General features: G+C 68.3%; 24 protein-coding genes. 12 read left to right on the forward strand and 12 right to left on the reverse strand.

The features are described 5' to 3' along the window. Window positions 1-140: 140 nt before the first annotated feature. Both AC3QL2_RS18510 and AC3QL2_RS18515 read right to left on the reverse strand, forming a co-directional pair. The gene (locus AC3QL2_RS18510; RefSeq protein WP_493235222.1) at window positions 141-695 is read right to left on the reverse strand and encodes a hypothetical protein; all 555 of its coding nucleotides are present in this window, start codon (window positions 693-695) and stop codon (window positions 141-143) included. A gap of 4 nt (window positions 696-699) precedes the next feature. Further along, a complete protein-coding gene (locus AC3QL2_RS18515; protein WP_493235221.1) occupies window positions 700-1704 on the reverse strand; it encodes a sigma-54 interaction domain-containing protein in 1005 nt (334 codons plus the stop codon). Window positions 1705-2132: 428 nt separating this feature from the next. On the opposite strand from AC3QL2_RS18515, the gene AC3QL2_RS18520 reads away from it, so the two are divergent. The 8 genes from AC3QL2_RS18520 (at window position 2133) to AC3QL2_RS18555 (ending at window position 8500) form a co-directional block, all read left to right on the forward strand. After that, window positions 2133-3005, forward strand: a complete 873-nt coding sequence (locus tag AC3QL2_RS18520; protein ID WP_493235220.1) for a MotA/TolQ/ExbB proton channel family protein — start codon at window positions 2133-2135, stop codon at window positions 3003-3005. Window positions 3006-3023: 18 nt separating this feature from the next. Beyond that, entirely contained in the window at window positions 3024-3455 is a 432-nt protein-coding gene (locus AC3QL2_RS18525) for an ExbD/TolR family protein (protein WP_493235219.1), read from the forward strand. A 14-nt stretch (window positions 3456-3469) separates the two neighbouring features. Next, window positions 3470-3898 carry an ExbD/TolR family protein gene (locus AC3QL2_RS18530; RefSeq protein WP_493235218.1) on the forward strand — a complete coding sequence of 143 codons (429 nt, stop codon included), beginning with the start codon at window positions 3470-3472 and terminating at the stop codon, window positions 3896-3898. Continuing rightward, a complete protein-coding gene (locus AC3QL2_RS18535; RefSeq protein WP_481121857.1) occupies window positions 3895-4548 on the forward strand; it encodes an energy transducer TonB in 654 nt (217 codons plus the stop codon). Before AC3QL2_RS18530 ends, AC3QL2_RS18535 begins: the two co-directional genes overlap by 4 nt. Window positions 4549-4756: 208 nt before the next feature. After that, the gene (locus AC3QL2_RS18540; protein WP_493235217.1) at window positions 4757-5269 is read left to right on the forward strand and encodes a rhodanese-like domain-containing protein; all 513 of its coding nucleotides are present in this window, start codon (window positions 4757-4759) and stop codon (window positions 5267-5269) included. A gap of 31 nt (window positions 5270-5300) precedes the next feature. Beyond that, window positions 5301-5549: a helix-turn-helix domain-containing protein gene (locus tag AC3QL2_RS18545; RefSeq protein ID WP_374480774.1), complete on the forward strand. Its 249-nt coding sequence runs from the start codon at window positions 5301-5303 to the stop codon at window positions 5547-5549. Window positions 5550-5712: 163 nt separating this feature from the next. Continuing rightward, on the forward strand, window positions 5713-6642 hold the full coding sequence (locus AC3QL2_RS18550) for a family 2A encapsulin nanocompartment shell protein (protein ID WP_493235216.1): 930 nt from the start codon (window positions 5713-5715) through the stop codon (window positions 6640-6642). After that, complete coding sequence (locus AC3QL2_RS18555) at window positions 6617-8500, forward strand: family 2A encapsulin nanocompartment cargo protein cysteine desulfurase (protein WP_493235215.1); 1884 nt, start codon at window positions 6617-6619, stop codon at window positions 8498-8500. The genes AC3QL2_RS18550 and AC3QL2_RS18555 overlap by 26 nt, the downstream gene beginning before the upstream one ends. Before the next feature lie 81 nt (window positions 8501-8581). On the opposite strand, the gene AC3QL2_RS18560 is transcribed toward AC3QL2_RS18555, so the two are convergent. Further along, window positions 8582-9475 carry a LysR substrate-binding domain-containing protein gene (locus AC3QL2_RS18560; protein WP_493235214.1) on the reverse strand — a complete coding sequence of 298 codons (894 nt, stop codon included), beginning with the start codon at window positions 9473-9475 and terminating at the stop codon, window positions 8582-8584. Between the two features lie 75 nt (window positions 9476-9550). On the opposite strand from AC3QL2_RS18560, the gene AC3QL2_RS18565 reads away from it, so the two are divergent. Continuing rightward, entirely contained in the window at window positions 9551-10819 is a 1269-nt protein-coding gene (locus AC3QL2_RS18565) for an MFS transporter (protein WP_493235213.1), read from the forward strand. 31 nt (window positions 10820-10850) lie between these two features. Here the strand turns inward: AC3QL2_RS18565 and AC3QL2_RS18570 are convergent, their stop codons facing one another. Both AC3QL2_RS18570 and AC3QL2_RS18575 read right to left on the reverse strand, forming a co-directional pair. Next, window positions 10851-11708, reverse strand: coding sequence for a pirin family protein (locus AC3QL2_RS18570; RefSeq protein ID WP_493235212.1), 858 nt, complete (start codon window positions 11706-11708; stop codon window positions 10851-10853). Between the two features lie 82 nt (window positions 11709-11790). Then, window positions 11791-12393, reverse strand: coding sequence for an FMN-dependent NADH-azoreductase (locus AC3QL2_RS18575; protein ID WP_493235211.1), 603 nt, complete (start codon window positions 12391-12393; stop codon window positions 11791-11793). A 101-nt stretch (window positions 12394-12494) separates the two neighbouring features. On the opposite strand from AC3QL2_RS18575, the gene AC3QL2_RS18580 reads away from it, so the two are divergent. After that, window positions 12495-13415, forward strand: coding sequence for a LysR family transcriptional regulator (locus tag AC3QL2_RS18580; protein ID WP_493235210.1), 921 nt, complete (start codon window positions 12495-12497; stop codon window positions 13413-13415). 971 nt (window positions 13416-14386) lie between these two features. Here AC3QL2_RS18580 and AC3QL2_RS18585 read toward each other — a convergent pair. The 7 genes from AC3QL2_RS18585 to AC3QL2_RS18615 all read right to left on the reverse strand — a co-directional run bounded on the left by AC3QL2_RS18585 (window position 14387) and on the right by AC3QL2_RS18615 (window position 24345). After that, the gene (locus AC3QL2_RS18585; protein WP_493235209.1) at window positions 14387-15415 is read right to left on the reverse strand and encodes an amino acid ABC transporter permease; all 1029 of its coding nucleotides are present in this window, start codon (window positions 15413-15415) and stop codon (window positions 14387-14389) included. Between the two features lie 47 nt (window positions 15416-15462). Further along, window positions 15463-16425, reverse strand: coding sequence for an ABC transporter permease subunit (locus AC3QL2_RS18590; RefSeq protein ID WP_493235208.1), 963 nt, complete (start codon window positions 16423-16425; stop codon window positions 15463-15465). Next, window positions 16425-17474: an amino acid ABC transporter substrate-binding protein gene (locus tag AC3QL2_RS18595; protein WP_493235207.1), complete on the reverse strand. Its 1050-nt coding sequence runs from the start codon at window positions 17472-17474 to the stop codon at window positions 16425-16427. The genes AC3QL2_RS18590 and AC3QL2_RS18595 overlap by 1 nt, the downstream gene beginning before the upstream one ends. A 95-nt stretch (window positions 17475-17569) precedes the next feature. Then, window positions 17570-19030, reverse strand: a complete 1461-nt coding sequence (locus AC3QL2_RS18600; protein WP_493235206.1) for an efflux transporter outer membrane subunit — start codon at window positions 19028-19030, stop codon at window positions 17570-17572. A 4-nt stretch (window positions 19031-19034) separates the two neighbouring features. After that, entirely contained in the window at window positions 19035-22235 is a 3201-nt protein-coding gene (locus AC3QL2_RS18605) for an efflux RND transporter permease subunit (protein WP_493235205.1), read from the reverse strand. Between the two features lie 20 nt (window positions 22236-22255). Further along, window positions 22256-23476 (reverse strand): efflux RND transporter periplasmic adaptor subunit, encoded by a 1221-nt coding sequence (locus AC3QL2_RS18610; protein WP_493235204.1) that lies wholly within the window; start codon window positions 23474-23476, stop codon window positions 22256-22258. Further along, window positions 23473-24345 (reverse strand): alpha/beta hydrolase, encoded by an 873-nt coding sequence (locus tag AC3QL2_RS18615; RefSeq protein ID WP_493235203.1) that lies wholly within the window; start codon window positions 24343-24345, stop codon window positions 23473-23475. The genes AC3QL2_RS18610 and AC3QL2_RS18615 overlap by 4 nt, the downstream gene beginning before the upstream one ends. 157 nt (window positions 24346-24502) lie before the next feature. On the opposite strand from AC3QL2_RS18615, the gene AC3QL2_RS18620 reads away from it, so the two are divergent. Together AC3QL2_RS18620 and AC3QL2_RS18625 are read left to right on the forward strand one after the other, a co-directional pair. Continuing rightward, entirely contained in the window at window positions 24503-25516 is a 1014-nt protein-coding gene (locus AC3QL2_RS18620; RefSeq protein ID WP_493235202.1) for a LysR family transcriptional regulator, read from the forward strand. Between the two features lie 94 nt (window positions 25517-25610). After that, window positions 25611-25928: a c-type cytochrome gene (locus AC3QL2_RS18625; RefSeq protein WP_493235201.1), complete on the forward strand. Its 318-nt coding sequence runs from the start codon at window positions 25611-25613 to the stop codon at window positions 25926-25928. Window positions 25929-25934: the final 6 nt, after the last annotated feature.

The raw sequence follows: 25934 nt of genomic DNA on the forward strand, positions 1-25934 counted from the left end.
GAAATCCCGTGGTGGGCGGCGTTTTCATCTGCATTCCTGCGCAGCAGCAGGAAATGGCGGTGACCGGGCTGGCCGGCCGGAATGGGTTGATTTGCCAGCATGGCTGTTGTGGGGCTGTTGGCTGCCCAGCAGGCGCGGGCTTATTCGTCCGGCCGGAAACTCCATTTGGGGCTGAGCAGCAGGGCGGCCAGGGACAGCAGGCTGATCAGGATCGCCGGGCCGAGCAGCAGGGTGTTGTCGCCAAGGCGTTCCGGATAGATGCTGAGGCCCGCCGCCAGGCCGATGCCATTGCCGCCTGCCACCAGCACGGCGGCCGCGAAATCGTGGAAGCGCCGCGCCTTGTTGGCACCGGCGGCCCATTGGGGATCGGTGTTGTAGCTCGGCAGGCCATGGCTTTCGAGTTCCAGCCGCTCCAGCGACGACACGAAGCGGCGCAGATTGGTAATGGCCCGCTCGGCCTTGAAATTGAGAAAGGCCAGGCAGGTGGAGGCCACCGGGAAACCGAGGATCAGCCATTCGACCGGCACATGCCCGGCAATCACGCCGGGCTTTAGGGCCACAAGGGCCGCCAGCATGCTGACCACCAGCGTCACGTAAAGCGCCAGCGCCTGCTGGCGCTGGGCGATACGGGCGTTTATTTCCTGGTAGGCGGCGATGAAACGGTAATTGGCGTCGACGTAGGATTTGCCGGCCATCGTTTCAATCGATCAATTGCATGCGCTTCAGGTGGGTGCGCAGCACATTGCGGGATATGCCGAGCAGGCGCGCGGTGCGGACCTGGTTGAGATGTTCCCATTCGTAGGCGGTATTGATGGTGTGGTCGACGATATGGTCGAACAGGCCTTCCTTGCCTTCCTCGAACAGATTCTTCAGATAGCGCGTGAACGAATCCTCCAGGTCGGCCGGGGTGGCCGGCTGATCGCGCGGCGTGCGGTCGATCTGCGGGCCAAGCAGGTGCAGGTCGTCGGCCTCGATCTGCCGGCCATGGAAGACCAGCAGCGCCCGATGGATGACGTTTTCGAGCTCGCGGATATTGCCCGGCCACTGGTATTCGAGCAGGGCCCTTTCCGCCTGCGCGGAAATAGCCGGTTCGGTGATGTCCAGGCGTGTGGCGTATTTGTGGATGAAATGGCGGGCCAGTGGAAGAATGTCGCGGGGACGCTCGCGCAGAATTGGCAGGTCGAGGGAAACGACTTTCAGCCGGTAATACAGATCCTCGCGGAAACGGCCTTCGGCAACGGCCTTTTCCAGGTCCACATTGGTTGCCGCGATCAGGCGCACATCCACCCTGACCGGCTTGCGCGCGCCGATGCGCACCACTTCGCCTTCCTGCAGCACGCGCAGCAGCTTGACCTGCATGGGCAGCGGCAGGTCGCCGATCTCGTCGAGGAACAGCGTGCCGCCATTGGCCGCTTCGAACCAGCCGGCCTTGGATGTCATTGCCCCGGTGAATGCGCCTTTTTCGAAGCCGAACAATTCGCTTTCGAAAAGGGTTTCGGAAAACGCCCCGCAATTGATGGCCAGGAAAGGCTGGCCGGCCCGCAGGCTGGAAAGATGAACCTGGCGCGCCACCAGCTCCTTGCCGGTGCCGGTTTCCCCGATGATCAGGATATTGGCGTTGCTCGGCGCCACCCGGTCGATCAGGGACAGCAGCTGCAGCGAGCGCGGGTCGGCAAATACGACGGCGCTGGCGCGGATGGACATGGAAACCGAGCGTGGGTCAGGGAAAGTAATGATGTGCGGGGCGTGGTTCATTTTTCGTCAAGACCGGGGTTTTATTGGCGCTCATTGTAGGTACGGAGTTCCCCTATTAGTAACAAAGAATTTCTGGAATACATATCTGCGCCTTTGTCAGCACAACTGTTGGCTGTGCACCAGCGGATGTGCTGAACGATCAGCAAGTGAATTGGCGGTTTTCCTTTGTGGATTGGCATTGTTTTGTTTTTTAAGTGTTTTTAATTCTGGCATGGAGCGTGCGAGACGAGCGGTGAGGGCATTTTTCGATTCCGCTGGCGGCAATTCCTTATTCGAATGGTGAATTAGCTTATTCCGTCTGGCGGCTTTTTTGCCTCTTTCCTCGATATTTCGGTGCCTTGCCTTGCCGATCCTGTTTATCAGTTTGGAGAATTAGCATGTTCAATTTTGAGATAACCAAGGGACGTTCCCGCATTTCGGCCGTCATCGCTTCGGTCATGATCGCCGCTTCGGGTGCCTCCTTCTCCGGTTCGGTGCTGGCCCAGCCGAGTGCCGCCGTGGCTCCGGCCGAATCCGCAGCGCCCGCTGCCGCGCCGTCCGCTGCCGTGGGCACCGACCTGCATGCCGGCAAGCCGGCGGCCAGCGAGTCCGTCGACAATCCCTACGGCCTCGAAGCCCTGTGGAAGGGCAGCGACGCGATCACCAAGACCGTGCTGGTGATCCTGCTGTCCATGAGTATCGGCAGCTGGTACATCATCGTCGTCAAGCTGCTGGAGCAGGCCAAGATCGGCCGCCAGGCCAAGAAGACCACCGACAACTTCTGGAGCGCCGGCTCCGTGCAGCAGGGCGCCGAGAACCTGGAGGGTTCCAGCCCGTTCCGCTTCATCGCCGAAGCCGGCATCGAGGCGACCAAGAAGCACGACGGCCTGCTGCAGCACGTCGGCTTCAACGAGTGGGTGACGCTCAGCATCCAGCGCGCCATCGAACGTATCCAGAGCCGTCTGCAGGGTGGCCTGGCCTTCCTGGCGACGGTCGGCTCCACCGCCCCGTTCGTCGGCCTGTTCGGTACCGTGTGGGGCATCTACCACGCGCTGACCGCTATCGGCGTGGCCGGCCAGGCGTCCATCGACAAGGTGGCCGGCCCGGTCGGTGAGGCGCTGATCATGACCGCCATCGGCCTGGCCGTCGCGGTGCCGGCGGTGCTCGGCTACAACTGGCTGGTTCGCCGCAACAAGAGCGTGCTGGACGACGTCCGCGCCTTCGGCAGCGACCTGCACTCGGTCATCCTGGCTTCCGCCAGCAAGGCCTGAGCGCCGGAGCGCAACGCCATGGCCATCAGTGCAGCACCCGCCGAGGGGGATGACGACGCCGTGATCGCCGCGATCAACACCACGCCGCTGGTGGACGTGATGCTCGTGCTGTTGATCATCTTCCTCATCACCATCCCGGTCGCCACCACGTCGGTGGCGGTCGAATTGCCCAAGGAAACCGTCGAGGTCCGGGAGTCCAAACCCGAGAATCTGGTCATCTCGGTGGACAAGAGCAACGCCATTTTCATCCAGGATTCGAAGGTCGCCAGTACCGGGGCGCTGGTGGAGCATCTGAAGAAGGTTTCCGCGCTGCGTCCGCAGCCCGAGGTTCAGATCCGCGGCGACCTGACGGCCCAGTATGAAGGCGTCGGCAAGGTCCTGTATGCGTGCCAGCGTGCCGGCATCGCCAAGGTGGCCTTCATCACCGAACCGCCGGCCCGTGGCGGCTGAAAGGGAGCGAAATCATGGGTATGAACGTAGGTTCGAGCAGCAGCAGCGACGCCGAGGTGATGGTGGACATCAACACCACGCCGCTCATTGACGTGATGCTGGTGCTCCTGATCATGCTGATCATCACGATCCCCATCCAGCTGCACGCGGTCAATCTGAACCTGCCGGTCGGTACGCCGCCGCCCAGCGACGTGAAGCCGGAGGTCGTGAAGATCGACGTGGACGCCAGGAGCATCGTGCATTGGCAGGGTGTTCCGGTGGCGGACGGGGCCGAACTGGAGCAGAAGATGAAGGACGTCGCCGCGCTGGCGACCCAGCCCGAAGTCCATCTGCGGCCCGACCGGCATGCCCGCTACGAAGTGGTGGCGGGCATCCTGGCGGCGACCAAGCGGGTCGGTTTGAGCAAGATTGGTGTCATTGGCAGCGAGCAATTCATAGAATGAACGCGATCACCGCAAACAACTACAGTTTTCAGCCCAAGGCGCCGGAGCGCAAGGCGACCGGGCTGATCGTCGTCGTCGGCCTGCACGTCGTGCTCGGCTATGCGCTGGTGTCCGGCCTGGCCCGGGAAGTCGTCAAGGTCATCAAGAAGCCGCTGGAGGCGGCGGTGATCCAGGAGGTGACGCTGCCTCCGCCGCCCCCGCCGCCGAAGGTGGTGAAGGTGGAGCCGACGGTCAAGCCGAACACGCCGCCGCCGCCGGCCTATGTGCCGCCGCCCGACGTGGCGCCGCCGGTTGCCGCGCCGGTGATTGCCGCCGCCACGCCGACGCCGCCGGCCGAGCCGCCGGTCATCGCGCCGCCGGCCCCGCCCGCGCCGCCGGCACCGGTGGCCGCACCCAAGCCGGTGCGCGCCGAGATGGCCGCCAGTTGCCCGACCCAGGTGCGTCCCGAGGTGCCCCGCGGCGCCGAAGGCGTGACCGGCGTGGTCAAGGCCCAGGCGGTCATCCGTGGCGGATCGGTGCGCGAGGTGACGATCCTGTCCGGGCCGAAGATCCTCCACGGCGCAGTGCGCAACGCCATGCTGCAGTACAAGTGCGTGGCCAGCGACGGGGAGATCGTGGCGACCCAGCAGTTCGTCTTCGAGGCCGAATAAGCCCCAACGCAGTTCGACAAATAAGCGAGACCGCACCGCCCGCGCCCGTCGCGGGCGGTTTGCTTATCAGATTTAGTGCAGTGCATATAAGGCGCGGACTGCAAGGCTTCTGAAATCTTCTTGGTTCGTTCCGCCGGAGCGGATCGTTAATGTTCTCCCGTCAGCCGGCCACATCAGGTGCCGGCCATTCACTTGCGGGAGAACGCTCATGCTCGATGCCTCCATCGATTCGGCTTCTGCGGACAGTGCGACAGCACCCTCCGGCGGCAGTGCCGACATCGCCGAAACCCTTCTCGAAAACGCCCGCCAGCAGGCCCTGGCGGACGGCCTGGCCTATGCCGGCGGCCTCACGCCGACCGACGCCTGGCAGCTCGTCGCCGACGGCCGCGCCGTGCTGGTGGACGTGCGCACCGCCGAAGAGCGCAAGTTCGTCGGCCATGTGCCTGTGGGCATCCACGTTGCCTGGGCGACCGGCACGTCGATGACCCGTAATCCGCGCTTCGTGAAGGAGCTCGAAGCCAAGGTTAAGAAGGACGCGCTGGTGGTCTTCCTCTGTCGCAGCGGCAAGCGTTCCGTCTCCGCCGCCGAAGCGGCCGCCAAGGCCGGTTTCCTCAATGCATTCAACATTCTCGAGGGCTTCGAGGGCGACCTGGACGGCGAGCAGCGCCGCGGCGCGCTCGGCGGCTGGCGCCTGCGTGGCCTGCCGTGGGTCCAGGACTGAACCCGCACCGACTCGAACTAGGACCCACACCATGCTCACATCCATCGGTCTCTCCGGTCTGGCCAACCGCTTTGGCGCCCTGGTGCGCCGCCTGCGCGAGGAGCGCGACTGGTCCCAGGAGCAGCTCGCCGAATATGCCGACCTCAACCGCACCTATGTCGGTGACCTGGAGCGCGGCAAGGCCATGCCGTCCCTGCTCACCGTCGGCAAGCTGGCCTATGCGCTCGGCTTGCCCGCGTCGGCGCTGATCGCCCGCTTCGAGGGCCTGGCGGCGGAGTAGGGCAGTGCTTTTCTAAGCCGATTGGAAGCCTGACGCTCTGCGCAAAGGCCCGCCGCCCGGGCCTTTGCCGTCTATAGCCGGTTGAAGCGAAGGTGTCCGGAAAGGACACTCGCTTATCTCCAGATTTCATAACGATTCCACTTTTAATTCATAAGGAGCTCCCATGGCCGACCATATCGATGTTCCGACTGCCCTTGGCGACAATGCCGCCCGGCAGTTGGCGAATGCCACCAAAACCGTTCCGCAGCTTTCCACGATCTCCCCGCGCTGGCTGGTGCACCTGCTGCAATGGCTGCCGGTCGAGGCTGGTATCTACCGCCTGAACAAGGTCAAGAACCCCCGCGACGTGCGCGTGGCCTGCTCCCAGCGCGACGAGTCCGAGCTGCCGCAGACCTTTGTTGATTACGACGAGGCGCCCCGCGAGTATTTCCTGAACGCGGTCACCACCATCCTCGACGTGCATACCCGCGTCTCCGACCTGTACAGCAGCCCGCACGACCAGATCAAGGAACAGCTGCGCCTGACCGTCGAGACCATCAAGGAGCGTCAGGAAAGCGAACTGATCAACAACCCGGACTACGGCCTGCTGGCCAACGTGTCCGACGAGCAGCGCATCTCCACGCTGACCGGCGCGCCGACCCCGGACGACCTGGACGACCTGATCACCAAAGTGTGGAAGGAGCCCGGCTTCTTCCTGGCCCACCCGCTGGCCATCGCCGCCTTCGGCCGCGAATGCACCCGCCGCGGTGTGCCGCCCCCGACCGTCAGCCTGTTCGGTTCCCAGTTCCTGACCTGGCGCGGCATCCCGCTGGTGCCGTCGGACAAGGTGGCCATCGAGGACGGCAAGACCAAGATCCTGCTGCTGCGCACCGGCGAAAAGCGCCAGGGCGTGGTCGGCCTGTTCCAGCCCGGTCTGGCCGGCGAGCAGAGCCCGGGCCTGTCCGTGCGCTTCATGGGCATCAACCGCAACGCCATCGCGTCCTACCTGATTTCGCTGTACTGCTCGCTGGCCGTGCTGACCGAAGACGCACTGGCTGTCCTCGATGACGTGGAGATCGGCAAGTACCATGACTATCCCGACACCTACAAGTGAGGGGCTCGCGGCCCTGGGCGGCAACGCACCGGCGGGCGTGCCCGACGAGAGCGTGCTGGCCCGGCTGGCCGGTGAGTTCTTCGCTGCGCTGCCCAACGGGCTGCCGGGGCCGAACAGCCTCGGCGGCTTCGGAGCCGCCGCGCCGCAGCCCGAGGTGCCGCCGGAGATCCGCCTCGGCGACGTCGGTCCACAGCTGACGGCCGCCGCGCCGGTGGCGCCGGTCGCCGCCGAGTCGGTGCCGCTGGATCACGCTGCGGCCGCCGGCAAGGCCGGCAACCCCGCCCTCGGCGTACCGGAAGCCTACGCGGCCGCCTTGCCGACCTTCAGCCCGCCGGCTTCGCCGCCGACGCCGGCACCGTCCACGCCCTATTACTTCCTGGGCGAGGCGAGTGCCGTGCAGTCGGCGCCGCAGGGCGCGTTGCCGGTCGCCGAGAACCGCGTCGTGCCGCAGTCCTTCGGGCTGCCGGGCGAGGCCGAGCTGCACTCCATCCTGGCGGAGATCGCCGGTGACCGGCGTGCCGCCACGGCGCCGACGGCCAGCGCGCCCGGGCATTTCTACTTCCTGGACACGGGGCTTGAACCCAGCCGCCAGGCGGAAGCGCCCAAGCCCCAGTCGGCGGCCCATCCGGCCTTCGACGTGCAGGCGGTACGCCGGGATTTCCCGATCCTGCAGGAGCGGGTCAATGGCAAGCAGTTGGTGTGGTTCGACAACGCCGCGACGACCCACAAGCCGCAGGCGGTGATCGACCGGCTGGCCTACTTCTACCAGCACGAGAACTCCAACATCCACCGCGCCGCGCACGAACTGGCGGCACGGGCGACGGACGCCTACGAAGGGGCGCGCAGCAAGGTGGCGCGCTTCCTCGGCGCGGCGTCCACGGAGGAGATCATCTTCGTGCGCGGGGCGACCGAAGGCATCAACCTGATCGCCAAGACCTGGGGCTGGAAGAACGTCGGCGAGGGCGACGAGATCATCGTCTCCCACCTGGAGCACCACGCCAACATCGTGCCCTGGCAGCAGCTCGCCGCCGCCAAGGGCGCCAAGCTGAAGGTGATCCCGGTGGACGACACGGGCCAGGTGCTGCTCGACGAGTTCCGCAAGCTGCTCACCAGCCGCACCAAGATCGTCTCGGTGACCCAGGTCTCCAATGCCCTCGGCACCGTCGTGCCGGTCAAGGAGATCGTCGCAATCGCCCACAGTGCCGGCGCGGTGGCGGTGGTGGATGGTGCCCAGTCGGTGTCCCACATGCGGGTCAACGTGCAGGACATCGGCGCGGACTTCTTCGTGTTCTCCGGCCACAAGGTCTTCGGGCCGACCGGCATCGGCGCGGTGTATGGCAAGCGCGCCGTCCTCGAGGACATGCCCCCGTGGCAGGGCGGCGGCAACATGATTGCCGACGTGACCTTCGAGAAGACGATCTACCATGCGCCGCCGACCCGTTTCGAGGCCGGCACCGGCAACATCGCGGACGCGGTGGGGCTTGGCGCGGCGATCGACTACGTGGAGCGCATCGGCATGGACAACATCGCCCGCTACGAGCATGACCTGCTGGTCTATGCGACCCGCGGCGTGCTCACCGTGCCCGGCCTCAAGTTGATCGGCACCGCCCGGGACAAGGCTTCGGTGCTGTCCCTGGTGCTCGACGGCTACCGGCCCGAGGAAGTCGGCCGTGCCCTCAACGAGGAAGGCATCGCGGTGCGCTCCGGCCACCACTGCGCCCAGCCCATCCTGCGCCGCTTCGGGCAGGAAGCCACGGTGCGGCCGTCGCTGGCCTTCTACAACACCTGCGAAGAGGTCGATGCCCTCGTCGCGGTGCTGCACCGGCTGGCCCGTGGCAAGGGACGCATCGGGCGCTGAGCCTGTCGCGTTGCCTGCCCGGCGAAGCCCCTGGAAACCGTGTGTTTCCGGGGGCTTCGTCCGTTTACCGGTGGTGCGTCGTCAGCCTTCGCGGGCCGGCTCCAGGTTGGACAGGAACTGTTCCACCAGCGGATTGCGGTCGCCCTTGCGGGTCGCCACGCCCAGCGACAGGTAGGCGCCGGCGTCGCTGACCGGCAGATAGCGCACGCCCTCGATGCGTACGCATTCCAGCGGCGCCGGCAGCAGCGCGACGCCAAGGCCGGCGGCGACGAGGCCGATCTGTGTGGTGGCCTCGCCGGCGATCTGTACGATGCGCGGCTCGAAACCGGCCTTCAGGCACAGCTCGCGGAGCAGGATGGTGAGGCCGGTGCCGACGGTGATCGGGTAGGTGATGAAGCCCTCGCCGTGCAGGTCGGCGAGGCTCAGCATCGGGCGGCTGGCCAGCGGATGGGCGGCGTTGATGACCAGGCGCAGCGGATCGTTGTGGATCTCCCGCACGTCGAGGCCGGCCGGCGTTTCCAGCCCGGTGTAGCGCACGAAGCCCAGGTCCAGTTCGCCGGCCTCGATGGCCACGTACTGGTCTGGGGTGAACATTTCACGCAAGTTGAGCGTCACGTCCGGGCGCTGCTCCCGGTAGCGGCGGACGACGTTGGGCAGCACGGCGGTGAAGGGCAGGGACGAGGTGAAGCCGATCTTCAGCTCGCCCACCTCGCCGCGGGCCACCCGGCGTACGTCGTCCACCGCGCGCCCGGCTTGTTCCAGCACGCGGCGGGCGTGTTCGAGAAAGCGCTGGCCGGCTGGTGTCAGCGCGACGCGGCGCTTGGTGCGCTCGAACAGCTGCGCGCCCAGTTCCTCCTCCAGCGCCTGGATCTGCTGGCTCAGCGGTGGCTGGCCGATGTGCAGGCGTTCGGCGGCGCGGGTGAAGTTAAGCTCTTCGGCGACGGCGACGAAGTAACGCAGATGGCGCAGCTCCATATATATCTTTGAAGTATTAATTTGGTCGGTAATATATATTGGACTGGTGGTTTTGCGCGGGACTAGCATGGCCCCATGCAAACCGATGCCTCCTGCTGCGAGCTTCCCGCCCAGCAAATTCCGTCCCGCCCTCGTGCGGAATCCGCTTCCGAACGTAGCGTCATCGCCGACAAGCTGCACGCCGGCACCGCCGAATACCGGCGCGCCTGTCTGGCCCTGTTCCTCGGCGGCTTCGCCACCTTCTCGCTGCTCTACAACCTGCAGCCGCTGATGCCGCTGCTGGCCCACGGTTTCGGGCTGAGCCCGGCGGCGGCCAGCGGCGCGGTGTCGGCGGCGACCATCGCGCTGGCGGCGGCGCTGATCCCGGCGGCGATCCTCGCCGACCGCATCGGGCGCAAGCCGGTGATGGTCGGTGCGCTGTCCCTGTCCACGGTGTTCACGCTGGTCGGCGCCTTTGCCGGCGACTTTCACAGCCTGCTGGTGTCGCGGGCGCTGCTCGGCCTGACCCTCGCCGGCCTGCCGGCGGTGGCGATGGCTTATCTGAGCGAAGAATTCGCGCCGACCTCGCTGGCACGGGCGATGGGCTTGTATATCTCCGGCAACGCGCTGGGTGGCCTGTGCGGGCGCTTCCTCGCCGCGCTGATCGCGGAACACGCGGACTGGCGCGTGGCGCTGGTCTGTCTGGCGGCTTCGTCGATGCTGACCACGCTGTTGTTCTGGCGCCTGCTGCCGCCGTCGCGCCATTTCCAGCCGATCCGGGTGGCGGTGGCAGATGTGCTCGGCAACGCGCGCAAGACCTTCGCCGATGGCGGCCTGCGCCTGCTGTTCGCGATGGGCTTCCTGCTGATGGGCTGCTTCACCAGCCTCTACAACTACCTGGGCTTCCGCCTCGTGGCGCCGCCGTTTTCCCTGAGCCCGGCGCAGATCGGCATGGTCTTCCTGCTCTACCTGGTGGGCATCGTCGCCTCCAACCTTGGTGCGCGGCTGGTAGATCGCTTTGGGCGGGTGGTGACCTTGCGGGCGATGGTGGCGCTGATGCTGGCCGGGCTGGCGATGAGCGTGGCACCGCAACTTTCGGTGCTGGTGGTCGGCGTGGGGATCTTCACCTTCGGCTTTTTCGCCGGCCATTCGGTGGCAGCCAGCTGGGTCGGGCGCCGTCCGGCGCCGGCGCGAGCCCTGGCGGCGGCGATCTACCTGTGCTGCTACTACGTGGGAGCCAGCCTGATCGGTACGCTGTCCGGGCTGGCCTGGCAGTTCGATGGCTGGATCGGCGTGGCGGGCTGCCTGGGCGGCGGCCTGCTGGTGGCGGCGGTGATCGGCTGGCGCCTCGGCCGCGTCGTTTGACGCGGCCGGGCTCCGGCCATTTGGGGAGGACTCAGGCCAGCTCGCCGGCCTGGTAGGCGGCGAGGGCCTGTTCGATCTCCTCGCGGGTGTTCATCACGAAGGGACCGTACTGCACCACCGGCTCGCCGAGGGGCTTGGCGGCCAGCAGCAGGAAGCTGGCGCCGTCCGGCCCTGCCGTGACCTCGATGCGCTCGCCGGCCGACAACACGCCGGCCTGACGGGCCTGCAGCACCTTGCCGGCGCCGTCCGTGCCCACCGACAGGCTACCGGCGTAGGGGTAGAGGAAGGCCGTGTGGCCGTCCGCCACGCCCTGGGCGAAGTGCTCGCCGGCGCCCAGGCGCACGTCGAGGAACAGCGGCGAGGTGCTGATGCCCTGGATCGGGCCGGGCACGCTGCTGCCGTCGGCGCGGTCCAGCGCACCGGCCACCACCTTCACCTCACCACCCGGCACCGCCACGCTCGGAATCTCTTCCGGCTGGATGTCCCGGTAGGCGGCCGGCTTCATCTTTTCCTTGGCCGGCAGGTTGATCCAGAACTGGAAACCGTGCAGGCGACCCTTTTCCTGCAGCGGCATCTCAGAGTGGATGATGCCGCGCCCGGCGGTCATCCACTGGGCGCCGCCGGCGCGCAGGTGGCCCTTGTGGCCCAGGTGGTCCTGGTGCTCGAAATCCCCCGCCAGCATGTAGGTGACCGTCTCGAAGCCCCGGTGCGGATGGGGCGGGAAGCCGGCGATGTAGTCGTCCGGATTGTCCGACGCGAACTCGTCGAGCATCAGGAACGGGTCCAGGCGCAGGAAGGGGCTCTGGCCCAGGCTGCGCCGGAGCTTCACGCCGGCCCCGTCGGAAACGGGGATGGAGGGAATGATCCTGTCGAGGCTGCGGATGGTCATGATGGTCTCCGTTGGGGTTGGGGATGCCGTGCGAGGGTGCGGGCTGCCGGGCGGCGTGCCCGCCCCTCGTCTGTCGGGGCTATCAGGCGGCGAGGGCTTCGAGCGCCTTGTGGGCGCCGGCCAGGGCCTCGGCCTTGCTCTCTTCGCCCATGTTCAGGCCTTCAGCGTAGACAAATTCCACGTCGGTGATGCCGATGAAGCCCAGGAAGATCTTGATGTAATCGGTCTGGACGTCGTACGGGGTGCCGGCGTAGCGGCCGCCGCGGGTCGCCAGGACGTACACCTTCTTGCCGGTGACTAGGCCTTCCGGGCCGTTGGCGGTGTAGCGGAAGGTCACGCCGGCGCGGGCGACGTGGTCGAAGTAGGCCTTCAGCGTGGAGGGCGTGCCCAGGTTGTACATCGGCAGGCCGATCACGATCTCGTCGGCGGCCATCAGCTCGGCGACCAGCGCATCCGAGAAGTCCACCACCGCCTGCTGCTCGGCCGTGCGCTCTTCCGGCTTGGCCAGGAAGGCGCTGAAACGGGCGCCGTCCAGGTGGGGCACCGGGTTGGCGGCCAGGTCACGGCTCACCACCTGGGTGTCGGGGTGAGCGGCGACGCGGGCGGCCACGAAGCGCTCGGCGAGCTGGCTGGACTGGCCCTGATTGGCGAACAGGCTGGCGTTGATCTTCAGAAGGGTGCTCATTTGGTCTCTCCGGGTGATGTGTTGGTGTGTGTATTTAATGATTTACCGAGAAGATAAAAAAGAACAAGATTTTGTTTAAATCTATCTAATGAGCTGATGATATGGCTGCGCCCAACCCTCCGTCCGCGCCCGTTCCGCACATCGCCCTCGAGCAGTGGCGGGCCCTGATCGCCGTCGTCGAGGCCGGCGGCTACGCCCAGGCCGCCGAGGTGCTGTTCAAGAGCCAGTCGGCAGTCACCTACGCGGTGCAGAAGATCGAATCCCAGCTCGGCGTGCGCGCCTTCGAGATCCAGGGCCGCAAGGCCGTGCTGACGCCGGTCGGACAGATGCTGTACCGGCGTGCGCTGGCGCTGGTGGAGCAGGCCAGCGACCTGGAACAGGCGGCGCGCAAGCTGTCTGCCGGCTGGGAGGCGGAGATCGGGCTGGCGGTGGAGATCGTCTTCCCGCCCGACGTGCTGCTCGACTGCCTCGCCCGCTTTGGTGCGGAAGCTCCGCGCACGCGCATCGAGGTCATCGAATCGGTGCTCGGCGGCACCGGCGAAGCGCTGCTCACCGGCCAGGCCGACATCGCCATCACGCCCCACGTGCCGCCCGGCTTCCTCGGGCGGCCGTTGATGCGCATGCGCATCGTCGCCGCCGCCCATCCCGACCACCCGCTGCACCAGCTCGGACGGACCCTCGGTGAACAGGACCTGCGCCCGCACCGCCGCCTCAACGTGCGCGAAACCAGTTCCACCCGCGACAAGCGCAGCCTGATCCTGGAAGTGGAGCAGCGCTGGACTTTCAGCAGCATCGCCACCTCCATCGCGGCGGCCTGCGCGGGGCATGGTTTTGCGTGGTTTCCGGAGCCGCGGATTGCTGCCGAGCTGGCTGATGGGCGGTTGAAGATTTTGCCGCTGGGGGGGGCGGAGGTGCGGTGTCTGGAGATGTATCTGGTGGTGGCGGACCCGGATTTTGCGGGGCCGGGGGTGAGAAGGTTGGCGGAGATGCTTGGGGAGGCTGTTGCTGGGCTGGAGGGTTAGTCCTTGCTGGGAGGCTTTCCGTTTTATTGGCTTGGATTGGCCGGGACTCGCCCCGGCGGGCGACCTTCTTTCTTGCGTCGCCAAGAAAGAAGGCAAAGAAGGCGACCCGTGCTTCACCGGTCGTCCGCTGTGCGGACGACTTCCCTGCGCTGCTCGCAGCAGGCGGCCGTCGCGGAACTCGCCGGCGTTGCCGGCTCAGACAGCCGCGCCGGACATCCCCGCCTGCTGCTGCGCTGCTCGGCGGTTCAGGACGGGCTTTGGGTGGGCACCGAGCGTTTGCTGAGGCTGGGGCTGAACCGATTCAAGTCCGAGGGAGGTTCGCTTATCTTTGTACTGGACCAGCTCCCGTCCGAGATGAGCCAGCTTCCTCCGGCGGTGAGACCGCTGCCCTCGGAGCTGAAATAGTTCGGCTGGGAGCTGAGCTGGCTCAAGTCCGAGGGAGGCTCGCTTGCCTTTGTACTGGACCCGCTTCCGTCTGAGATGAGCCAGCTTCCTCCGGCGGTGAGACCACTGCCCTCGGAGCTGAAAAAGTTCGGCTGGGAGCTGAGCGGGTTCAAGTCGGAGGGAGGCTCACTTACCTTTGTACTGAGCCCGTTACCGTCCGAGATGAACCCGTTCCCTTCGGCGCGGCAGTTCACCGCGCTTTTCTGCAGAGAATCGCCAGTCATAGCCGTTTTTGGCGGCACCAGCCGTCGAGCGGTCGCCTTTCCTTTCCCCCTCTGACGCGCCGAGTGGAGGGTGGGACGGGCGGATAAGGGCTGCGCATGTTTGAGCCCGTAGGGCGAGTTTGCGCAGACCCCGCCCGGCACGCCCGGAGCTCGGGGACCCCCGCAGGGGGCGCGGCAGCGGGGCACGTTTCTTTGCGTCCTTTCTTGTCGTGTGACAAGAAAGGATGTCGCCCGCCGGGGCGAGACCCGGCCAACGTAAGCCAATAAACCGGAAAGCCGGCTTTAACGCCGCTAAACGCCGTTTCAGTCAGCCCCCAGCCGCCGGCTGACCCGCCCCAACACCCAACACCCCACCCAATACACCCCCGCAATGAACAACCACGCCTCCAGGTAGAACGGCCGCCATTCCGGGTCGCCGGCGAGGGCGAGGCTGAGGGAGCCGGTGAGTTCGTAGAGGCTGACCACGGTGACCAGCGAGGTGTCCTTGAACAGGGCGATGGCGCTGTTGGCGATGGAGGGGGCGACGGCGCGCAGGACTTGGGGCAGGACGATCCAGCGCTGGGTTTGCCAGAAGCCGAAGCCGAGGGCGGCGGCGGCGTCGAGCTGGCCGGGGCGGATGGCCTGCAGGCCGCCGCGGATGATCTCGGACAGGTAGGCGGCGGCGAACAGCACGATGGCGATCAGCACGCGCCACAGCATGTCCAGCGCGAGGCCTTCGGGGAAGAACAGCGGCAGCAGGAAGGACGCGGCGAACAGGGCGGCGACCAGCGGGATGCCGCGGGCCAGTTCGACGCAGGCGGTGAGCACCGCGCGCAGCACCGGCAGCTGTGATCTCCGGCCGTAGGCGACGGCGATGCCGAGCGGCAGCGCGCCGGCCATGCCGGCGCCGGTCAGCAGCAGGGTCAGCGGCAGGCCGCCCCACAGTTCGGTGGGCACCGGCGTGAGGCCGGCCACGCCGCCACCGAGCAGCGGCAGGGCGACCAGCGGCGGGGCCAGCAGCAGGGCGGCCAGCGTTTTGCCGGGCAGGTGGCGGAAGGCGGCCAGCAGCCAGCCGGCACCGATCAGGCTGGCGGCGACGAGGGGGCGCCAGGCTTCTTCGTCCGGGTAGCGGCCGAGGAGGATGAAGCGGGCTTTCTCGACGATTACGCCCCAGCAGGCGCCGCCGTGTTCCAGCGCGGTGCAGGCGGCGGCGTCCGGGGCGAGGCGGGCGTTGCTCACGGCCCAGCGCAGCAGCGGTGGCAGCCACAGCAGCGCGGCGGCCAGTGCGGCGAGGCTCAGCAGCGCGTTGAGGGGATCGCCGAAGAAGCGGCGGCGCAGGGCGCTGAGATTCATTGGACGAGCGCCCCCTTCGGACGGCCGGGCGGGAGCGCTCTTGCCGCTCATGCCGGGCCTCCGCGCAGGCTGCGCTTTTCCAGCCGGTGGCTGACGGCGGCGCCGAGCAGGGACAGCAGCAGGTACACGGCGACCACGATGCTCAGGCATTCGATGGCGCGGCCGCTCTGGTTGAGGCTGGTGCCAGCCACCGCCATCAGGTCCGGGTAGCCGATGGCCACCGCCAGCGAGGAGTTCTTGAACAGGTTGAGGAGCTGGCTGGTGGTGGGCGGCAGCGCGGCGCGCCAGGCCTGCGGCAGCAGCACCAGCAGGAAGGTCTGGCGCGGCGTCATGCCGAGGGCCAGGGCGGCGGTGCGCTGGCCCTCGGGCAGGGCGAGCACGGCGCCGCGCAGGGTTTCGGCGATGTAGGCGGCGCCGTAGATGGTCAGGCCGAACAGCAGGGCCAGGTATTCCGGGGTCAGGCTGGCGCCGCCGTCGATGCCGAAGCCGGCCAGTTCGGGGATCTCGAAACCGTTGTCGCCCCACCACGGCAGGGCCAGCCCGGACTTGCTGAGGAACACGCCGGGGGCCAGCTGAAGCGGCGCGTCGGCGGCCGGCAGCAGGTCGGTGAGGATGAAGTACCAGGCCAGGAGGTGCAGCAGCAGCGGCACGTTGCGGATCGCATTGACGGCGGTGCCGGCCAGGCCGCGCACCAGCGGGTTGTCGGCCAGCCGCCCGAAGCCGAGCAGGATGCCCAGGCCCAGCGCCAGCGCGGCGCCGGGCAGGGCCACGCGCAGGGTGTTGAGCAGGCCGGCGACGAAGGCCCGCAGTGTGGTGTCGCCCGCTTCGAAGGGCAGCACGCTCTCGCCGAGGGAGAAGCCGGCCGGCTCGAACAGGAAGTCGAAGCCGCTGCGGATGCCGCGCTCCTCCAGATGGGCGCGGGTCGTCGCCACCAGCAGGCCGAGCAGGGCCAGCAGCGCGACGATCAGCAGCGCCTGCACGGCGCGGGAGGCGGACTGCGGCCGGGCCATCAGCGCAGCGGCAGCGCGTACAGGATGCCGCCCTTGTTCCACTGGGCGTTGAGGCCGCGCGGCAGCTTGAGGGGGGAGTCCGGGCCGACGTTGCGGTTGAAGATCTCGCCGTAGTTGCCGACCGCCTTCACCGCCCGCGCGGCCCAGTCCCGGTCGAGGCCGAGGTTCTTGCCGAGGTCTTCGCCGACGCCGAGGAAGCGCTGCACGGCCGGGTCGGCGGACGACTTCAGGCTGTCCACTTTGGCCTGGGTGATGCCCAGCTCTTCCGCCTCGATCAGCGCATTGACGGTCCATTTGACGATCGCGAACCACTCGTCGTCGCCGCGCCGCACGGCCGGGCCGAGGGGTTCCTTGGAGATGATCTCCGGCAGGATCAGGTAGTCGTCGGGATTGGGGGCTTCCTTGGCGCGGATGAAGGCCAGCGCCGAGGCGTCGGTGGTGTAGGCCTGGCAGCGGCCGCTGAAGAAGGCCTTGATGGACGGCTCGAACTTGTCGAAGACCACCGGCTTGACCTTGATGCCCTGGGCGCGGGCGTAGTCGGCCAGGTTCTTCTCGGTGGTGGTGCCGGACTGCACGCAGACCTCGGCGTTCTTCAGTTGCTTGGCGCTGGTCACCTTGGTCTTTTTGGCGACCAGGAAGCCCTGACCATCGTAGTAGGTGACCCCCGCGAAGTGCAGGCCCTGGCCGGCGTCGCGGGTCAGGCTCCAGGTGGTATTGCGGGACAGGATGTCCACCTCGCCGGACTGCAGCGCGGTGAAGCGCTGCTGGGAGCTGAGCGGCACCCAGCGCACCTTGCGGGCATCGCCGAGCACGGCGGCGGCGAGGGCCTTGCAGACGTCCACGTCGAGGCCTTTCCACTGGCCCTGGCTGTCGGCTGCCGAGAAGCCGATGACGCCGGTGCTGACGCCGCAGGCGAGCTGGCCCTTGGCCTTGATGGCGTCGAGGGTCTTGCCGGCGAAGGCCGGCGTGGCAAAGCCGCCGAGGGCGGACAGGATGGACAGGCTCAGGACGCCGGCGAGGCGCCCGCGGAATGCGGAAATTCGGGACATGGCGAGCGGAGGAAGAAGGCCGATGCCCCGTAGCTTAAAGGGCATCGGCCTCCTGTTGCAAAGCAGCACCGGCAACGCACGGTGCGCCGATTGGTTCAACCGGATGCAGGCGTCCAGCCGCCGCCGAGGGCGCGGATCAGGTTGACGGTGGCCCGCGCCCGCTCCCCGTCCAGCCCTACGGCGAGGCGTTGTTGCTGCAGCACGCTGCGTTCCGCGTCGATCACGTTGAGGTAGCTCACCGCGCCTTCCCGGTATTGCAGGCGGGCCAGGCGGGCGGCCCGCTCGGCGGCGCCGACGGCGTCGTCCTGCTCCCGGTGCTGGTCGCCGAGCAGGCGCAGCTGGGCCAGGTTGTCCTCCACCTCGCGGAAGGCCTGCAGCACCGTCTGGCGGTAGCGCGCGGCGTCTTCCACGTAGGCTGACTCGGCCTGCTTGAGGCCGGCCTCGCGGGCGCCGCCGTCGAAGATCGGCAGGCTCAGCGCGGTGCCGACCAGCGGGCCGAGCACGAAGGTCCGGCTGGCATACTTGAACAGGTCGCCGACGCCGCCGGCCTCGTAGCCGGCCGCCCCGGTGAGGGACAAGCGCGGGAACCAGGCCGACTTGGCGACGCCGATGCGCGCGTTGGCGGCGGCCATGCCGCGCTCGGCGGCGGCGATGTCCGGCCGCCGTTCGAGCAGCGCCGACGGCAGGCCGGCCGGTACGCCGATGGCGAGGCGGCGCAGCGGCATGGCCTGCAGGCTGAACTCCGCCGGCGATTTGCCGAGGAGGATCGCCAACGCATGCTCGGCCACCGCCCGCTGGCGGGCCAGGCCAAGGGATTCGGAGCGCGCCGCGGCCAGTTCGCTGCGCGCCCGCGCCAGGTCCAGTTCGGCGATGTCGCCCTCGTCGAAGCGGCGCTGCAGCAACTGCACGGTGTCGGCGCGCAGCTTGACGGTGTCCACGTACAAGGCCTGGGCGGCGTCCAGCTCGCGGATCAGGAAGTAGGCCTGGGCCACGTCGGCCTGCAGGGCCAGCAGGGTCGCGCCGAACAACGCACCGCTGCGCTCGGCGTCGAGGCGGGCGGCGTCCTCGGCGCCGGACAGGCGGCCGAACAGGTCCACCTCGTAGGCGACCGTGGCCTGGCCGCGCCACAAGGTGCTGGTGCGCGTGTCAGCGTCGGCGGCGAGGCCCTGGGAGGCCGGCGACGGGCGTTGGCGGGTCGGGCCGAAGCCGATGCCGACCTGGGGCAGGCGCGCCGCGTGGGCGGCCTGTTCCAGCGCGCGGGCCTGGCCGAGGCGGGCGGCGGCGGCCACCAGGTCCGGGTTGGCGGCCACCGCGTCGCGCTCCAGGCGGTCCAGCGTGGCATCGCCGAAAACCGTCCACCACTCGCCGCGGGCGGCCGTGTCGGCCGGCTCGGCGGGCTTCCAGTTGGGATCGGCGGCGGGCGCCTCCTTGTAGGCGGCGGGCAGGTTCAGCGCCGGCTTGTCGTAGGCCGGCGCCACCGAGCAGCCGGCCAGCACCAGCAGGCTGGCGAGCAGGCCGAAGGCGCGGCGGGGCAGGGGAAGGGTGTGCAGGTTCATCGTCTTACTCCTGGCCGGCATGGGCGGCGGCCGGTTGCACCAGCAGCGCCTCGTGATGGGCCGCCGAGTGGAGGGGATGGCGCTTGTCGAGGGTGCGCAGCAGCACGTAGAACACCGGCGTCAGGAACAGCCCGAACAGCGTCACGCCGAGCATGCCGAAGAACACCGCGATGCCCATCGCGTGGCGCATTTCGGAGCCCGCGCCGCTGGAGGTGACCAGCGGCACCACGCCCATGATGAAGGCGATGGAGGTCATCAGGATCGGCCGCAGGCGCAGGCGGCTGGCGTCGATGGCGGCCTGCAGCGGGGTGTGGCCCTGCAGTTCCAGCTCGCGGGCGAACTCGACGATCAGGATGGCGTTCTTGCAGGCCAGCCCGACCAGCACCATCAGGCCGATCTGCGTGAAGATGTTGTTGTCGCCGCCGGTCAGCCACACACCGGTGAGGGCCGCGAGGATGCTCATCGGCACGATCAGGATCACCGCCAGCGGCAGGGTCAGGCTCTCGTACTGGGCGGCCAGCACCAGGAAGACCAGCAGCACGCTGATCGGGAAGACCCAGATGCCGGCGTTGCCGGCCAGGATCTTCTGGTAGGTAAGGTCGGTCCATTCGAACTTCACGCCGCGCGGCAGGGTTTCGGCGGCGATGCGCTCGGCGGCCGCTTCGGCCTGGGCCGAGGAATAGCCGGGCGCCGGCCCGCCGTTGATGTCGGCGGCGGTGAAGCCGTTGTAGCGGACCACCATCTCGGGCCCGTAGCTGGGGGTGACCCGCAGCAGGGACGCCAGGGGCACCATCTCGCCGCTGGCGTTGCGGGTCTTCAGGCGGCCGATGTCCTCCGGCTGGGCGCGGAAGTCGGCATCCGCCTGGGCCCGCACCTGATAGACGCGGCCGAAGCGGTTGAAGTCGTTCACGTACAGGGAGCCCAGGTAGATCTGCAGCGTGTCGAACACATCGGTGACGGCCACGCCCTGCTGCTTGGCCTTGGTGCGGTCCAGGTCCACGTCGAGCTGCGGCACGTTGATCTGGTAGCTGGAGAACATCGGGCCCAGCTCCGGCGCCTTGCTGGCCGCCGCCATGAAGGCCTTGGCGGCCTTGTCCAGCTCGGCGTAGCCGACGCTGCCGCGGTCCTCGATCTGCATCTTGAAGCCGCCGAGGGTGCCCAGGCCCATGACCGGCGGCGGCGGGAAGACGGCCGTGAAGGCTTCCTGGATGGACGCGAACTGCTGGTTGAGGGCGCCGGCGATGGCGCCCGCCGACAGCTCTGCCCCCTTGCGCTCGGCAAAGGGCTTGAGGGTCACGAAGACGATGCCGGCGCTGGCGCTGTTGGTGAAGCCGTTGATGGACAGGCCGGGGAAGGATACTGCGCTCTCCACGCCGGGCTGCTTGAGGGCGATGTCGCCCATGCGGCGGATCACCGCCTCGCTGCGGTCGAGGGAGGCGCCGGCCGGCAGTTGCGCGAAGGCGACCAGGTATTGCTTGTCCTGGGCCGGCACGAAGCCGCCGGGCACGATGTAGGAGATGCCCACCGTGAGGGCCAGCAGCAGCCCATAGACGCCCATCGCCGAGGCCTTGTGGCCGATGACGCCGCGCACGCCGTTGCCGTAGCGCTCGCTGCCGCGCTGGAAGACGCGGTTGAAGCGGGCGAAGAAGCCGCCCAGCCAGCGCTGCATCTGCACCGTCAGCCAGTCGGGCTTGGCGTCGTGGCCCTTCAGCAGCAGCGCGGCGAGGGCCGGCGACAGGGTCAGGGAGTTGAAGGCGGAGATCACCGTGGAGATCGCGATGGTCATCGCGAACTGCTTGTAGAACTGGCCGGTGAGGCCGGTCATGAAGGCCAGCGGCACGAACACCGCGACCAGGGTCAGCGCGATGGCGATGATCGGCCCGGACACTTCGCGCATCGCCCGGTAGGTGGCTTCGCGCGGCGTCAGGCCGGCCTCGATGTTGCGCTCGACGTTCTCCACCACGACGATGGCGTCATCCACCACGATGCCGATGGCCAGCACCATGCCGAACAGGGACAGGGCGTTGATGGAGTAGCCGAAGCCGAGCATCAGCGAGAAGGTGCCGATGATGGACACCGGCACCGCCAGCAGCGGGATGATCGACGCGCGCCAGGTTTGCAGGAACACGATGACCACCAGCACCACCAGCGCGATGGCCTCGAGCAGCGTGGTGACCACCGCCTTGATGCTGGCCCGCACGAACTGGGTCGGGTCATAGACGATGCTGTACTGCACCGACGGCGGGAAGTCCTTGGCCAGCTCGGCCATCGTCTGGCGCACCTGGGACGACACATCGAGGGCGTTGGCGCCGGGCGTCTGGAAGATCGGGATGGCCACCGCCGGCTTGTTGTCGAGCAGTGCGCGCAGGCCGTATTCCGAGGCGGCCAGCTCGATGCGGGCCACGTCGCCGAGGCGGGTGACGCCGCCGTCGGGGGCGGTCTTGAGGATGATCTGCGCGAACTCCGCCTCGTCCTTCAGGCGGCCCTGGGCATTCACGTTGAGCTGCAGCGGCGTGCGGCGGTCGTTGGGCGGCGCGCCGATGACGCCGGCGGCCACCTGCACGTTCTGCTCGCGGATGGCCTTCACCACTTCGGCGGCGGTGAGGCCGCGCTCGGCCACCTTGCCCGGATCGAGCCACACCCGCATGGCGTAGTTGCCGGAGCCGAACAGGCCCACTTCACCCACGCCCTGGATGCGCGCCAGGCGGTCCTTCACATTCAGGACCGCGTAGTTGCGCAGGTAGGTCATGTCGTAGCGGTCGTCCGGCGAGGTCAGGTGCACCACCATGGTGATCGTCGGCGTGCTCTTGGCGGTGGTCACGCCGAGGCGCTGAACGTCCTGCGGCAGGCGCGGCAGGGCCTGGGAGACGCGGTTCTGCACCAGTTGCTGGGCCTTGTCCGGATCGACGCCGAGCTGGAAGTTGACGGTGAGGGTCAGGTTGCCGTCGCTGTTGGCCTGGCTCTGCATGTACAGCATGTTTTCCACGCCGTTGATGCTCTCTTCAAGCGGCGCGGCCACCGTCTCGGCGATCACCTTGGGGTTGGCGCCGGGGAACTGGGCGCGCACCACCACGGAGGGTGGCACCACCTCTGGGTATTCGGCGATGGGCAGCTTGAAGGCCGCCAGCACGCCGGCCAGCAGGATCAGGATCGACAGCACGCCGGCGAAGATCGGGCGGTCGATGAAGAACTTGGATATGTTCATGGGTGTCTCCCGCGGATCGCTCAGATCCGCGTTTTCATCGCGTGGGGCTCAGTGGCGGCGGCCAGCGGCGCGCTGCCTTCCATGGCAACCGGGTGGGGCGTCACCGGGTCGCCGGGGCGGACCCGCTGCAGGCCGTTCACCACGATGCGTTCGCCGGGCTTGAGGCCGTCCTCGACGATGCGCAGGCCGTCGTGCAGGTTGCCGAGGCGCACTTCCCGGTAGGCGGTCTTGTTGGCGGCGTCCACGACCAGCACGAAGCGCTTGTCCTGGTCGGTGCCGATGGCGCGGTCGTCGATCAGCACGGCTTCCCGCGGGGTGCCGGCGCCAAGGCGGATGCGCGCGTAGAGGCCCGGTATCAGGCGGCCGTCCGCGTTGTCGAAGATGGCCCGCACGCGGATCGTGCCGGAGGTGGTGTCGAGGCGGTTGTCCACCGAGTGGATGCGCCCTTCGAAGGGGTGGCCGTCCTGGTCGGCGAGGCCCAGGTGCACCGGCAGGGTGGCGCCCTTGGCGTCGCGGGCGGGGTTCACCGACTTCAGGAAGGTCTGCTCGTCCACGTCGAAGGCCGCGTAGATGCGGCTGGACGACACCAGCGTGGTGAGCGCCGGGCCGCCGTTGGCGCTGACCAGGTTGCCGACGGTGACTTCGGCGCGGGACATGCGGCCGTCGATGGGGGCCTTGATGGACGTGTATTCCAGGTTCAGGCGGGCGATGCGCAGGGCCGCGCGGGCGGCCTGCACGCCGGCGCCGGCATCGCGGGCGGCGTTCTGCTTCTCTTCCAGGTCGCGGCGGGACACCGCGTTGTCGGCGATCAGGCGCTCGGCGCGGGCCAGGTCTGAGCCGGTGTAGCCGACCCGCGATTCGGCGGCGGCGAGCTGGGCCTCGGCACGCTCGACCTCGGCGGCGAAGGGGCGCGGGTCTATGGTGAACAGCACGTCGCCCTTGCGCACCGGGCTGCCGTCGCGGAAATGCACCTGGGTCAGGATGCCCGACACCTGCGGGCGGATCTCGACCCGGTCAACCGCTTCCAGGCGGCCGGAGAAGTCCTGCCAGTCGATGATGGCCTTGTTGACCACCTGGGCGGTGTCCACCTGGGCGGCCTGCGGCGCGGTGGCCGGCGCGGGCGCGTCGGAGTGGGCGGCGTAAACGGCCATGCCGCCGCCGGCCAGCGCGAAGCCGGCCAGGGCAGCGGCGATGACGAGGCGCCGGCGGGGAAGGGAACGGGAGGTGGCGGTCGTGGTCATGATGTCCTCTCTGTTTTTAGGGATTGGAATGACGGGAAATCGGGGTGGAAGGCCGGGACGGGCCACAGGTGGTGGCGCAGGAAGGCCGCCAGGTCGCCGCGTAGCGCCGGGTGAGCCGGCAGTTCGGCGTGGCCGGCGGCGTAGCGGGTGACCTGGGTCGGCACGCCGGCGTTGATCAGCGCGGCGCCGTAGTGCTCGGCCTCGCAGCGCAGGCGGTCGTGGGCGCCGGTGGCGATCAGGGCCGGCGGCAGGCCGGCGAGGCGGCGCGATTCGAGGGGCGTCGCGTAGGGATGGAGGCGCTCGGCGACCCGCGGCAGGTACTGGCTGTAGCAGCGGGCGCAGGTGTCGGGGCGCGGCTCGGCGGCGCCGGCGCGTTGATCCTGGCGGGTCTGGCTGGGGTCGAGCATCGGGCCGACCAGGGCTTGGGCGACGAGGGGCGGGCCAAGGCGGTCACGGGCCATCAGCGTGAGGGCGGCGGCCAGCGTGGCGCCGGCGTCGTGGCCGGCGCAGGCCAGGCGGGTGGCGTCGATGCGGTAGGTGGCGGCCTGGGCGTGCAGCCACAGGGCGGCTGCGTGGGCGTCTTCCGGCGCAGCGGGGAAGGGGTGGGCCGGTGCCAGGGAGTAGGCCACCGACAGCACCGCGGCGGGAATCGTCGCGGCCAGGCGGCGGGCAATCGGGTCTGCTTCGTCCAGATCGCCGGCGACGAAGCCGCCGCCGTGGAAATACAGTACGGCGGGCACCGGGCCGGCGATGTCGGCCGGTCGGTAAAGACGGGCGTCCACCGGCCCGGCAAAGCCCGGCAGGCGCAGATCGGCGACCTGCAAGGCGTCGGCGCCAGGGGAAAGAACAGTGTCGTAGCGAGCCATCATGTGCTTAGCGATCCGGAATGGACAGACAGGGGCGATGGCTGAATTGTGGTTGTTGATGGGTGTTGGATAAATATTCGAAAGTTGACTTCACTATTCGAAGTTGACTAATAATTGTTGGAGGCTTCGTTTGGTGAGGCCGTCAGCCGGAGGCGGAAAAATGGACAGATTTCAGGCCATGAAGGTCTTCATGGGGGTCGTGGAGGCCAACAGCTTCACGCGTGCGGCGGACAACCTCGGCCTGCCGCGGGCCACCGTCACCAACACCATCCAGGGGCTGGAGAATCACCTGAAGGTGCGCCTGCTCAACCGCACCACCCGCAGCGTCAGCCTGACCGCCGACGGCGCGGCGTATTACGAGCGCTGCGCGCGCATCCTCGCCGAGCTGGAGGAGACCGAGGCCGCCTTCCAGGACGCCGCACGGCGGCCCCAGGGGCGGCTGCGGGTGGATGTGGCGGGGCCCGTCGGGCGGGATATCCTGATTCCCAACCTGTGCGAGTTCCATTCCCGCTACCCGGACGTGGAGCTGGTGATCGGCATGGGCGACCGCCCGGTGGACCTGGTGCAGGAGGCCGTCGATTGCGTGATCCGCGCCGGTGAGCTGGTGGATTCCACGCTGGTGGCGCGGCGCATCGGCAGCCTGAGCTTCGTCACCTGCGGCTCGCCGGAATACCTGGAGCGCTACGGCGAGCCGACGACGCTGGAAGAGCTGCAGCAGCACCGGGCGGTGCATTACTTCTCGAGCGTCAGCGGGCGCAACTTCGACTGGGATTTTCTGGTGGACGGGGTCAGCGTGCCGGTGCGCATGGAGGGCAGCATCGCGGTGAACGACTCTGACGCCTACATCACCTGCGGGCTGAAGAACTTCGGGCTGATCCAGCCGGCCCGCTTCATGGCCCTGCCCCACCTGGAAAGCGGTGCGCTGAAGGAGATCCTGCCCCAGTGGAAGCCGTCGCCGTTGCCGATGTCGGTGCTCTACCCGCAGAACCGCCACCTGTCGCCCAAGGTGCGCGCCTTTGCCGACTGGGCGGCGGAGCTGTTCGCCCGCTGCCCGCTGCTCAGTGGCTGCAACGGCGAGGGTATCCCGGCCGGCGAATGCCGCTACCCGGATCGCAAGCAGAGCTACACGGTGCGCGACATGCTGGTTGACGACAACGCCGCGCTGGCCGGCTGAAGCCAGCCGCGGCTTGCGGCGGGGCGCCCCGGCGGGGAACAATGGCGGGCTTGCCGATCGCATCTTGCGTCGGCCGCCTCGACATGGAGAAACGATGACGCTGTCTCCCCGCCGCGCCGTCCTCGGCCTGCTGTTCGGCCTGGCCGCTAGCGCCCACGCCAGTCCCGCCCCCGATCCCGACCTGGCCCGCAACCTGGCCGCCACCTGCACCGGCTGCCATGGCACCGACGGCCACGCCCGACCCGACGCGACGATGCCCGTGCTGGCCGGCGTGCCGGCACCCGAGTTGATGCAGAAGCTGCGCGAGTTCCGCAGCGGCACACGGCCGGCGACGATCATGCCGCAGATCGCCAAGGGCTACAGCGAAGCCCAGCTCGAACTGATCGCGGCGTATTTCGCCGCCCGCAAGTAGGGGGCC

It is taken from the genome of Zoogloea sp. GW822-FHT05C07, assembly GCF_058800215.1.